Source organism: Nocardia asiatica NBRC 100129 (assembly GCF_000308415.1).
Taxonomy (GTDB): domain Bacteria; phylum Actinomycetota; class Actinomycetes; order Mycobacteriales; family Mycobacteriaceae; genus Nocardia; species Nocardia asiatica.
In genome coordinates, this window is sequence record NZ_BAFS01000403.1 from 1 (window position 1) to 10,789 (window position 10,789).

Sequence of the window (10,789 nt, forward strand, 5' to 3'; positions counted from 1 at the left end):
AGGCGATCAGCAGTCCTGGCAGCGAGGTGGCGAACACCAGAAGCGCGAACCCAGCTGTGCGCAGCAGACAGCCCGCGACGATCAGCGGCTTGTAGCCGAGTCGGTCGGCGAGGGTGCCGCCGATCAGGAACATGCCCTGCTGGGAGAAGTTCCGCACGCCCAGCACCAACCCCACTGCCCAGGCCGCCAACCCGAGCGGCCCGGCCAGGTACCCGGCCAGATACGGCATCAACATGTAGAAGCCGAGGTTGATGCCGAACTGGTTGATCATCAACAGCCTGGCAGCCGGATCGAAGCTGCGGAATTTCGCGACCACGGTCACGATGCCGGCTCCAGGTCGTGGATGAACTGCCTCGGGTCGACGATGGTGGTGCACCGGGTCCAGGACCGCACCACACGTTCGGCGGGATGGGTGATCGTGTCCGGTTCGACCGGGGGATCCGCGTCGAACAGGCCGTGCTCGTCGCAATAGGTGTCGTTGTAGATGGTGTCGAAGTAGCGGTTGGGCCCGTCGGGGAAGACCGCCGCGATCCTGGTGTCGGCGTCGTGGGTCCGAGCCGCCCATCCCGCGACCAAACCCACGGCGCCGACGCTCCAGCCGCCGGTCGCGTGATGGGTCGCGGCCAGGGTGCGGCACGCCCAGACCGCTTCTGACGGCGCGACCCAATGCACCTCGTCGAAGGCGTCGTAGTCCACATTGATCGGGTAGATGCTCGATCCGAGCCCCCGCATCAACCGCGGGCCCGCGGGCTGGCCGAAGATGGTGGAGGCGACGGTGTCGACTCCGATCAGCTTCATATCCGGGTTGAACCGGCGCAGCACCCGCGCGACACCCGCGGAGTGTCCGCCGGTGCCGACCGCGCACACCAGCACATCCACCCCGCCGAGCTGCTCGACCAACTCGAGTGCGAGCGATTCATAGCTGTCGACGTTGTCGGGGTTGCTGTACTGGTCCGGGCACCATGCATCGGGTTCACCTGCGAGCAGTTGCGCGACCCGAGCGCGGCGAACCTGCTGCCAACCACCTGTTGGGTGGGGCTCGGTCACGACCTCGACCTGGGTTCCGTACGCGGTGAGCATTCGCGCGACGATAGGCTCCAGACCGGGATCGGTCACCACTGTCACCGGATGATGAGTGGCGATCCCCGCCAGCGCCAACCCCAACCCGAGGGTGCCGCTGGTGGATTCGATGATCCTCGCACCCGGGGCCAGATCACCGCGTTGCTCGGCCTTGCGCACCATATGCAGCGCGGGCCGGTCCTTCATGCCGCCGGGATTGAATCCTTCGAGCTTGGCCCAGAACCCGCGCCCTGTGGGTGCCAACGGCGCACCGACCCACAACACGGGCGTGTTGCCGATCAGCGAGTGCGGATACTGGGCAGCCGCCAGCGCGCCGACCAGGGCCGCCGACCGATCGGTGAGTGCATCGAGCACGACCTTGTCCATGATTGTCGCTTTCTGTATCGAACCGCCCTGATAGGCGGCGTAGACGTGAGCAGGCAGCAGACACCGGCCGACAGACAAACGTCGGCCTGGCGCTGACCTGTCAGCGTCGAGCGATACAGAACTGCGTCAAAGTGGCCCGGCCACCGGCAATGGGCCCCCACGCAATCGGCGGACCACGCACACCCCCCGCAGCGGTCCCGCGAATGCCCACAGCGACAACAAGCGCCGATGCCAGCGCGAACAGCAGCACATGCTGCGGCGCAAAATTCTCGGGTGCGCGCAGCACCGACTTCGCGACACAGTGATCGACGTGCGCCACACAGTGACCGTCGCGCACGTCGACGACCACGGCGTTCGCGTGATCACTTATCGAGTGCGCGAAATGCTCTACCCCCGCCGGAACCGATGCATGAGTGTGTGCATGGGCTCGGGCCGTCGAGCAGTCGACCATCGGCACGACCAGCAGCACCGCGGCGAGCAGCGCCGCCACGGAGCCACCATGTCGCAATCGACCGATGAGCCTCACAGTGAGCCGACTGTAGCAGGACCAAAGAAACCACATCTGACGCCGCGAGTCGCGGATGCGACCCAACGACGCGCGGACCAGGCGACTTCGTCGCTCGGCCACCCTCATTTCCACCACCATTCTCCCGACTTCAGTGGATCTGCGCTACAACCATCATACCCCTAGGGGGTATATCTACCGCGGTGAGTTGCCTGCCCGACGGTCGGGGAACGGGGTCGGTGGATCTCAGTGGGCCGCGCGGGCGGACACCGCTCGCAGGGGCGCGCGGCGCTGCCACCACGGGGTGACGCCCGCGGGCTTGTAGACCGCCAGGACGGTGGCGGTGACGAGCAGGATGAGCGCGCCGATGCTGTGGATCAGGACGGTGGGGGTGCGCAGCACGGTGAGGTCGTCGTCGCTCCAGGTCGGTTGCGCGGCGATGCGGGCGAGTTCGGCCAGCGTCCGGGTGTAGGCCAGTAGCACGACGGTCGCGACCACGTTGAGGACGAGTTTGATCAGCACCCAGTAGTGCCGGACCAGCCCCCAGGTGGTGCCGAGTGACTGGACGATCCCGGTCGCCAGCGACGCGACCGACAGGGGCACGAGCACCGTCCAGGCGGACACCTGCATCGCCAGGTAGGCCCCGCGCACCGTGTCCGGGTCGCGGCTGGCGACGACCGCGACCGCGAGGGCGAGCACGACCAAGTCGGCGCCGAGCCAGCCGACCGAGGTGGCGACGTGCGCGGTAAGCACGAGTTTGCGGGTGCGCCGGGACATGATCACTGCGTGTGACCCGTCTGCTGCTGGTGGTCGGACTGATGGATGCCGCTGGTTCCGGTCGGCGGGGTGTGGCCGGGGTCCAGATGGCGGCCGGGACCGTGCCTGCCGCCGCCGAGCAGCATCATCACCGCGACCACCACGACCAGTGCGGTGATCACGGCTCCGAACATCTTCACCCACACCGGTGTTCGCCTCCATGTGGATGGGTGGGAATCGGTCGGGGCGTCGGCCATGGCGGCCACCTCCTGGAAGCATCGGCGAGCACGTATCTAATTTTACGATACATAATGTCTCGATAGTGCCGTCATGTATATAGATTGGTCGTTGCGTATACTCGGGTGGGTGCCGAGGCTGTGGAACACGACGATCGAGACCCATCGCGTGCAGGTGCGTGAGGCGATCCTGGACGCGACAGCCGGATTGGTGGGCGAGCACGGTCTGCGGGCGGTGACGATGGCGCAGATCGCCGACGATGCCGGGATCGGGCGCGCGACGTTGTACAAGTACTTCCCGGACGTCGATGCCATTCTGATCGCCTGGCACGACCGGCAGGTCTCCGCTCATCTGAGCCGGCTCGCCGAGATTCCCGCTCGGGTCGAGGGTGGCGCGGACAGACTCGACGCGGTGTTGCGGGCGTATGCGTCGATGACGTTCGCCGCGCGTGAGCACCGTGAGACCGATGTGGCCCGGATGGTGCATCGCGTCGGGCACGTCGCCCGCGCCGAGCAACACCTCAAGGCGATGATCGTCGATCTGATCGCGGCCGCCGCCGCGGAGGGCTCGGTCCGAACCGATGTCTCACCCGAGGAGTTGGCCGAGTACTGCCTGCACGCCCTGGCCGCGGCCGACCGGCTCCCCTCCGCGGACGCGGTGGCGCGGCTGGTCGCGGTCGTTCTCGCCGGCCTGCGACCCCACGACTGAACCGTGGTCCCACATGACCTCGTCGCCGAGCGAGGCAGCGGGCACCCGAGGATTACCCACGGGGGGTAGCGGTTCGCGCAGGACGATGCCGGCACTACGATGATGGTGTGATGCAGCAGCACCAGCCGTCGCGTGCGTCCCGGTCAGTCCGGGTGCTCGGCCTGCTGGTGCTGATTGTCGGCATCACCGTCATGCATACCAGCGGGTTCCACGGCGGGTCCGACACGCTCCGGTCCGGGGCGCACCACGCCGACTCCTCTGCTCCCGCCGTCACAGCCGTGAGGACCCACCACCACGACGAGGTAACCATGGTGGGCGGTGATCACGGTCTCGGGCATCAGGCGGTGCACGCCTGTGTATTCATCGTGTCGATCCTGACTCTGGCGATCGGCCTGGTATTCCTGTACCGGGCAGACCTCACGCGCGGCATCGGCGCGATGCCGCCGACGGGATACTGGCGTGCGCACGGCGAACGGCCACCACCCTGGGCGGTCCCCTCTCTGGCTGAACTATCGATTCTGCGGATCTGACAGGACCCGCCGCTTCCGCGATTCCAGGAAGCGGCGGTGCTGCCGGAATCCAGTCGCGCGGTGTACACGCCCGCCGTCTGGGTGGGTAGCGACAGCCGGTGCGGCACGAAGCCACTTCAAGGGCATTCGGCCGGCGGCCCTCTGGCTGCACCAGATCACAGGAAGCCGCCCCGACGCCGCGGCGCGGTGCCCCGAATCCTTCACTCCCAGGGAGAAACCCATGTCCTCCAGTCAGTTCCCCCACTCGACGCCGATGACCCGCCGCGGCTTCCTCGCCCTCGGCACCGGCGTCACCGCGGCCGCCGTCCTCACCGCATGCTCGAAGAACTCCACCGCTTCACGCACACTCGTCGAACCGGACTCCGAAGCGGTCCGCGCGGCCGAGAACACGCGGCGGGCGGCCGGTGCCGCTGTACGGCAGGTGCGGCTGCGCGCCGAGCCCGCCACCATCGACCTCGGCGGCGTGCGGGTCCAGACCTGGGCCTACGGTGGCACATTGCCCGGCCAGGAAATCCGCATCACCAAAGGAAACGTACTGCGGGCCGAATTCACCAACGCACTGCCCGCCCCGTCGACGGTCCACTGGCACGGGATCGCGTTGCGCAACGATATGGACGGCGCACCCGAGGTGACACAACCGGCGATCGCGCCGGGCGCCACGTTCGGCTACGAGTTCACCGCACCGGACCCCGGCACCTACTTCTTTCACCCGCACGTCGGGGTCCAGCTCGACCGTGGCCTGTACGCGCCGCTGATCATCGAGGACCCCGCCGACGGCAAGGACTACGACCTGGAAGCCGTCGTGGTGCTCGACGACTGGCTCGACGGCGTCAACGGCCGCGCCCCGGACACCGAACTGGATCAGCTGCGCGCCAAGGGCATGTCTGGCATGGACATGGGCGGCACGAACCACGGCGGCATGAACCACGGCGGCATGAACCACGGCGGCATGAACATGGGCGGATCGTCCACGATGGCGATGCCCACCGACCCCAACGCCCCGCTCGGCTCCGACACCGGAGACGTGAGGGACTATCCGCACTATCTGATCAACGGCCGGATCGGCGCCGATCCGGTGACGATCACCGCCCGCCCCGGCCAGCGCATCCGGCTGCGGATCATCAACGCCGCCTCCGATACCGCCTTCCGCGTCGCCGTGGGCGGCCACCAGCTGCGCGTCACCCACAGCGACGCCTTCCCGGTGCAGCCGGTCACCACCTCCAGCCTGCTCATCAGCATGGGCGAACGCTACGACGCCGTCGTCGAACTGGCCGACGGGGTGTTCCCGCTGGTCGCTTCCGCCGAAGGCAAAGCGGGCCAAGGCTTCGCCCTCATCCGCACCGGCGGCGGCACACCGCCGCCCGCCGACATCCGCCCGCCCGAACTGTCGGCTCCCCCGCTCACCGCGGACCGACTGGTCTGCGCCGAATCCGTACGCCTGCCGAACCGAACGCCGGACAACACGCTCGACCTCACCCTCGAAAACGACACGACCAAGTACCTCTGGACGATCAACGGCAAGGCATTCCCCGACCACGGCATGCTCGATGTGACCGAGGGACAACGGGTCCGGCTGCGGTTGGTCAACAAGACGATGATGTTCCACCCCCATGCATCTGCACGGTCATACCTTCCAGGTCGTCACCGCCGCGGGCACCGGCCCACGCAAGGACACCTCCATCGTGCTGCCGATGCAGACCGTAGAGGTCGACTTCGACGCCGACAACCCTGGACAATGGATGGTCCACTGCCACAACGCCTACCACGGCGAGGCCGGAATGATGAGCGTCGTGTCCTACGTGCGCTGACAGTCGACAACCAGCATCCCGATGACGAGCCGAACCCGGTTCCGGTCGAGAGTCCGCGCTTCAGACGCACGGCGAGGAACCGGTGCATCCAGGAAGCGCACCGCAGTGGCGTGCCGGCCGACAGCACCCCCGGCCGGCACTCCCTGACCTCGAATTGCTGAAGCAAGGGGTACAACCGGCTCGTCGAAGCCATCGAGCAATTCGGCGAGGCAACCCGCCGGACCCAGGCCTGCGGGGACCGCCGACTGAGCTGCCGGTGGTCCCTGCGTAGCGCCCCGGACATCCTCAGACAGGCTCTCCGCTCCCCGCACGAGATTCGTTGCCGGACAACAAATCTCCAGAGTCGGACAGGGCGGCGTAGGAGATTCCCGGGTCGTGCGGCGACTGCTCACCGGGGTCCGGATTCGGCGGCTCGCGGTGCTCGTCGGGCAGTGCCGCGCCACCGGTGGGATTGGCCAGTAGCGGAAGACCGTGCTCGGCGCCGATGCGGTCGACCCAGCGAAAGAACTCCAGCGCTGATCCGGCGAACATCCTGCGCACCCGGTCCTGGAAGGCGCGCACGTCGTGACCGGGCAGGAAGTCGCGCGTCGAGATCTCACCGCAGCCGCAGCCGCAGGGCCCTTCGCGGAACTCGGCCTCCTCGGGCAGGTCGCAGTAGCCGACCGGGTTCTGCGAGGCGTTGACCACCGGATCCGGTTTGCCGATCCACTCGTCGCGGACCGGGTGACCTTCGGGCAGCACCTCACCGTCGACGGCGACCCGATCCTCATGCACGGATACGCCGTGAATCTCGGCGGCTGCGCAAACCCGACCGTTACCGATGATCAGGGCGAATTTCTCCCGAGACAGCCGGTCCTTGTTCGCCTTCCATACGCCACGGCCTGCTGTCCATGCCTCATCTTCGGTCATGCGCGGGAAGTAGCCGACGTACTCCCGATTCAGCGGATCATTGGTGACTGGTGAGTAGTAACCGAGCTTGAACCGGACAGCCATGCAGCACACCCCTCATGTAAACCTGGTTCTGTCTTAACACTATGTCATCGATTAAAGTCAGGTTTCAAACGATGAATTGAAACAGCTCAAACCAGATGCGTACTGATGTAGTGGAGTCGGATCGAACCTGGTTGGGGAGCGTGTTCAGCTCAGAGAGTGGTTGTCGGAAAACGGGCGACAGCCCTATCCCTGGCCGCCGACCGGCGCATCCTGCCCCGGGGGACTCTGGCCGGACAGCTTGTCCTGGATGGGCCATTCCAGATTCTCGTACGGCTGCCACACCGTGAGCCCGGCCCGCACCGGTTCACCGGTCGCGTCCCATATCTGTTCGAGCAACTGCTGCGAACTGCGGGAAATAGTAGATCCGGCGAGGCTGAGTTCGTCGAGCAGACAACGCAACAGCCGAAACCACACCCCGGCGTGCACCGTGCGGCCCGGCAACCTCACCGCGGCATCGAGGAGGGCTTGACGGGTGTAGCCGTCCAGGGTTGTCACTGGTTCGCGGATCGGAACCGCCTCGTGGGGCTCGCCTGCCGCCTCGGCTGCGAAGGTCTCGGTGTCCAGTGTCAGCCGGCAATAGTGTTCGAGGCAGGTCACCGTGAGCGGCAACTGCCAGATCAGCGCGCGGGCCGGGTCGGGCCCGGCCGCGCACTGCGGGCACGATCTCCGCAACGGGTGCTGCGGAATCCAGGGGCCCCGCCAGCGGCGGCGCCGGGTCACCTCGAAACGCGGCGCCTCTCCTGGTGCCAGCAGCACCGAATATTGGCGGACATAGGTGTAGAACCCGTCGGTGGCGTCGCGTTCGGGCAGCGGGTAGGAGTCGAACAGCCACGGCACCCACCCGGGCAGCGTCATCGCCCGCACCTGCCCCGCCGGCACACCGGTGCGCTCGGCCAGCGCAGTGAACACCGCCGGAGGCGGATCGGTGTCGACAACATTCCGGATACCGACCAGCACACCGAGATTCGTGCCCAGCAGATCGGCCACCGACACCCCGTAGATGCGGGCGAGCCGGTCCAGCCACGACGACAACGACTCCAACGCACCCGGGCCCGGGTGCACCGGCCACCGCCGCGGCGACGCTGGGCTCACGCCAGCTCACGTTCGAACATCCGCCGCCGCTCGGTCGGCCCCGCATACGACGCCAGCAGCAGAGTGCGCTGGTCGATCGTCTCCTCCCCGGACTCGATCGCCGCGATCGCCGCGTCCGACAGCAACGCGGTCAACTCCCCGATCGTGCCCTCACACCGGGTGAGCAGATATGACGACATCTCCTCGGTCGCGATCGAAGAGGACCGCCGCAGCGGGAACGACGCCGCGAAACTCGCCAGCAACGCACACGCCTCGTCCCCGGGCTCCCACAACGGCAGCGTGAACGGCGCGAACCGATTCTCCAGCTGCGGATCGGAACGGATCGCCAGATAGGCGTCCCGGGTACCGACACCGACCAAAGGGATCCGCAGCTCGTTGCCCAGAAACCGCAGCACGTTCAGAAACTCCCGGCGCGTGTCTGTCCGCCCGGCGAGCACATTGTGCAGCTCATCGATCACCAGCACCCGCACACCACAGGTCCGCAGCAGGCGCAGCACCAACTGTTCCAGCTCGGCCAGCCGCGGTGCCCGCGGCCGGATCGGCGCGCCGAGCGCGGCCAGCACCGCGACATAGAACCGCGACACCGACGGCTCCGAAGGCATCTGCACAGTCAGCACCGGGATCTCCTCCCGATCGGCGTGTGAGACCGGCGGGTGGTCGCGGCGGAACTTCTCGATGATCATCGACTTGCCGTTGTTCGTCGCGCCGATCAGCAACAGGTTCGGCATCCGCTGCTTGCCGGGCATGCTCAGCAATCCCTCCAGCCGGGCCAACGCCTGCATCGCGCGGGTGTAGCCGATCCACCGATCCGCCCGCACGTAGGAGATCCGCTCGGCATCCGGCAACATCGCCGGCCGCTGCGCCGACGGATGCAGATGCGACAGGTCGAGGGGTTCACCGATGCTCACCACTGCTCGATCACCTCGAACGGCGCCACCACCGGCCCAGAACCCGCCGCCGGTGGCGGTGGTGGTGCCGGTGGCAAGCTCTGGGCCCGTCTGCGTGCCGGGGTCGCCTTGCGGCGTTCGGTGTTGCGGCGCGCTCGCCGGCTGGTCGCGGTCGCTTCGGCGGTGATGTGGCGCATCTGCTCGACCATCGCGAACAGCGCGTTCTCATCGATCTCGGCGCGGCCCTGCTCCCGCAACCGGGCCACCGCCGCCCGCTGCTCCCACAGGCTGATCGCCGGCCGCGACCACGTCCGGTACCCCACCTCCAGATACTCACCGGTCTCCGGATGCAGCGCCCAGACCCGGGAAATATCGCGCGGATCGCGACGCAACACCACCTTCCCCAACTGCTCCCGCCGCGCGATCAACGGCTTCAACGCGTCGCTGTAGTACTGCACGTGATCGAGCACGAACCCGGTGCGCCGCAACGATCTGCGTTCTACCGGCAGGAAATCGACCAGAAACGCCGTCTCGTTCGTCACCATCGGCGGCGCACCCTCAGCGGCCACCTTCTCCGCCCACACCCCACCCGGAGTCCGGCCACCCAACCCCTCATGCGGTTCACCGTGATAGCAGGCCACGGCCAAGGCCATCCAGCGTTGCAACTCGGCCAGGGTGAGAACAGCCTGCTTGTCGCTGTCGTAGTCGCCGCGCTCGCGAGTGTCGGAAAACGTCGTACCCGGCAACTCATGGACCATCCGCATCATCGTCCCGACCAGGCGTTCCACGACCCCGCCGTAATGCGGGGCACCCGGCGGGCGGTAGCCGATCGCGATGCCGTGCTGATCACAACCCCGCCGCAGGGCCTCGCTCTTGAACTCCGTCGCGTTGTCGGTATACAGATGAGCGGGTTTACCGCTCATCGGCCACACCGCCTCCACCCCGATCCGCTCCAGCCACGCGCGTTTATCGATCGCCATATGCGCCAAACACAACCCCACCGAGGTCGCCGACGGCGCCTCCAACGTGAGCACAAACCCCGGCACACACTTGGTGGCCTCGTCGATCGCCACAGTCACATACGGACGCCCGATCGGCAGCCGGTGATGCTCGTCGACCACGATCACATCCGCCGGAGTGTGATCGATCTGCACCCGCTCCAACACCCCCGTCACCGGCTGCGCCACCCCGCCGGCGGGCCTGCGGGACCGAGCCGCGCCCTGGCCCTCCCGCGCCGCCACAGCCTTCACCGGATCCAACCGGCCGATCCGACGCTGCACCGCCGACCGCGACGGCGGCCGCAACCCCCGCACCCTGCACTCCCGATCGATCTCCCGGCAGATCACCGCCACCGACCGCCGCTGCCGGGTCAGATACCGCGCCCGCAACACCGACCGCACAATCGCCTCCACCTCCTCCGGCAGCCGCTCACCACCCCGGCCACCCGACGACCGGCGCGGCAGCAGATCCGACGCCACCCCCTCACCGGCCCGCCACCGCTTCACCAGCGCATACACCTGCCGCTGCGTCACCCCCAAATCGACGGCAGCCTCCTCCGCGGCGGCCACGCTCACCCGATCCAACCGCGCGAGACGGCCGATCACCTCCGCCCGCCGCACCGCCACCTGCCAGCGCGCCTCCTCCGCGGTCAACACACCCCGATCAGCCACCGACGAATCCCCAGCCATCCCTGGTCCCTTACTGAAGACGAGTACGAGCGCCAAGCACGCTACTGAACCCGAGTTCGAGACACGCCGATGACCGAAGTCCTCTTCAACCAGAACCAAACCCGCAGGTCAGTACTGAACACGGCTTCGAACAATCACA

At 67.4% G+C, this 10,789-nt stretch carries 10 protein-coding genes and 2 pseudogenes; 3 read left to right on the forward strand and 9 right to left on the reverse strand.

Translation table 11 applies throughout. The features are described from left to right. From ON27_RS30360 to ON27_RS30380, 5 genes and pseudogenes are all read right to left on the reverse strand, one after another. Positions 1-271 (reverse strand): annotated as a pseudogene (locus ON27_RS30360) (MFS transporter); the annotation flags it as partial. Positions 272-318: 47 nt separating this feature from the next. Continuing rightward, positions 319-1,446 carry a PLP-dependent cysteine synthase family protein gene (locus ON27_RS30365; protein WP_043735425.1) on the reverse strand — a complete coding sequence of 376 codons (1,128 nt, stop codon included), beginning with the start codon at positions 1,444-1,446 and terminating at the stop codon, positions 319-321. A gap of 100 nt (positions 1,447-1,546) precedes the next feature. Further along, entirely contained in the window at positions 1,547-1,936 is a 390-nt protein-coding gene (gene lpqS, locus ON27_RS30370; RefSeq protein ID WP_043735427.1) for a putative copper homeostasis (lipo)protein LpqS, read from the reverse strand. Positions 1,937-2,197: 261 nt separating this feature from the next. After that, positions 2,198-2,728 (reverse strand): hypothetical protein, encoded by a 531-nt coding sequence (locus ON27_RS30375; RefSeq protein ID WP_043735441.1) that lies wholly within the window; start codon positions 2,726-2,728, stop codon positions 2,198-2,200. Between the two features lie 2 nt (positions 2,729-2,730). Then, a complete protein-coding gene (locus ON27_RS30380) occupies positions 2,731-2,907 on the reverse strand; it encodes a hypothetical protein (protein WP_169334547.1) in 177 nt (58 codons plus the stop codon). Between the two features lie 166 nt (positions 2,908-3,073). On the opposite strand from ON27_RS30380, the gene ON27_RS30385 reads away from it, so the two are divergent. The 3 genes and pseudogenes from ON27_RS30385 to ON27_RS30395 all read left to right on the forward strand — a co-directional run bounded on the left by ON27_RS30385 (position 3,074) and on the right by ON27_RS30395 (position 5,990). Further along, the gene (locus ON27_RS30385; RefSeq protein ID WP_043735432.1) at positions 3,074-3,652 is read left to right on the forward strand and encodes a TetR/AcrR family transcriptional regulator; all 579 of its coding nucleotides are present in this window, start codon (positions 3,074-3,076) and stop codon (positions 3,650-3,652) included. Positions 3,653-3,762: 110 nt separating this feature from the next. Next, positions 3,763-4,182, forward strand: a complete 420-nt coding sequence (locus ON27_RS30390; protein WP_043735435.1) for a DUF6153 family protein — start codon at positions 3,763-3,765, stop codon at positions 4,180-4,182. A 220-nt stretch (positions 4,183-4,402) separates the two neighbouring features. Continuing rightward, positions 4,403-5,990: pseudogene (locus ON27_RS30395) on the forward strand (multicopper oxidase family protein). Between the two features lie 285 nt (positions 5,991-6,275). Here ON27_RS30395 and ON27_RS30400 read toward each other — a convergent pair. The 4 genes from ON27_RS30400 to ON27_RS30415 form a co-directional block, all read right to left on the reverse strand. Continuing rightward, positions 6,276-6,983, reverse strand: coding sequence for a hypothetical protein (locus ON27_RS30400; protein ID WP_043735437.1), 708 nt, complete (start codon positions 6,981-6,983; stop codon positions 6,276-6,278). Positions 6,984-7,166: 183 nt separating this feature from the next. After that, a complete protein-coding gene (locus ON27_RS30405; protein WP_051047130.1) occupies positions 7,167-8,075 on the reverse strand; it encodes a TniQ family protein in 909 nt (302 codons plus the stop codon). After that, complete coding sequence (locus tag ON27_RS30410; protein WP_043735446.1) at positions 8,072-8,983, reverse strand: TniB family NTP-binding protein; 912 nt, start codon at positions 8,981-8,983, stop codon at positions 8,072-8,074. Before ON27_RS30410 ends, ON27_RS30405 begins: the two co-directional genes overlap by 4 nt. Continuing rightward, on the reverse strand, positions 8,980-10,632 hold the full coding sequence (locus ON27_RS30415; RefSeq protein ID WP_245560351.1) for a TnsB C-terminal domain-containing protein: 1,653 nt from the start codon (positions 10,630-10,632) through the stop codon (positions 8,980-8,982). Before ON27_RS30415 ends, ON27_RS30410 begins: the two co-directional genes overlap by 4 nt. Positions 10,633-10,789 lie beyond the last annotated feature (157 nt).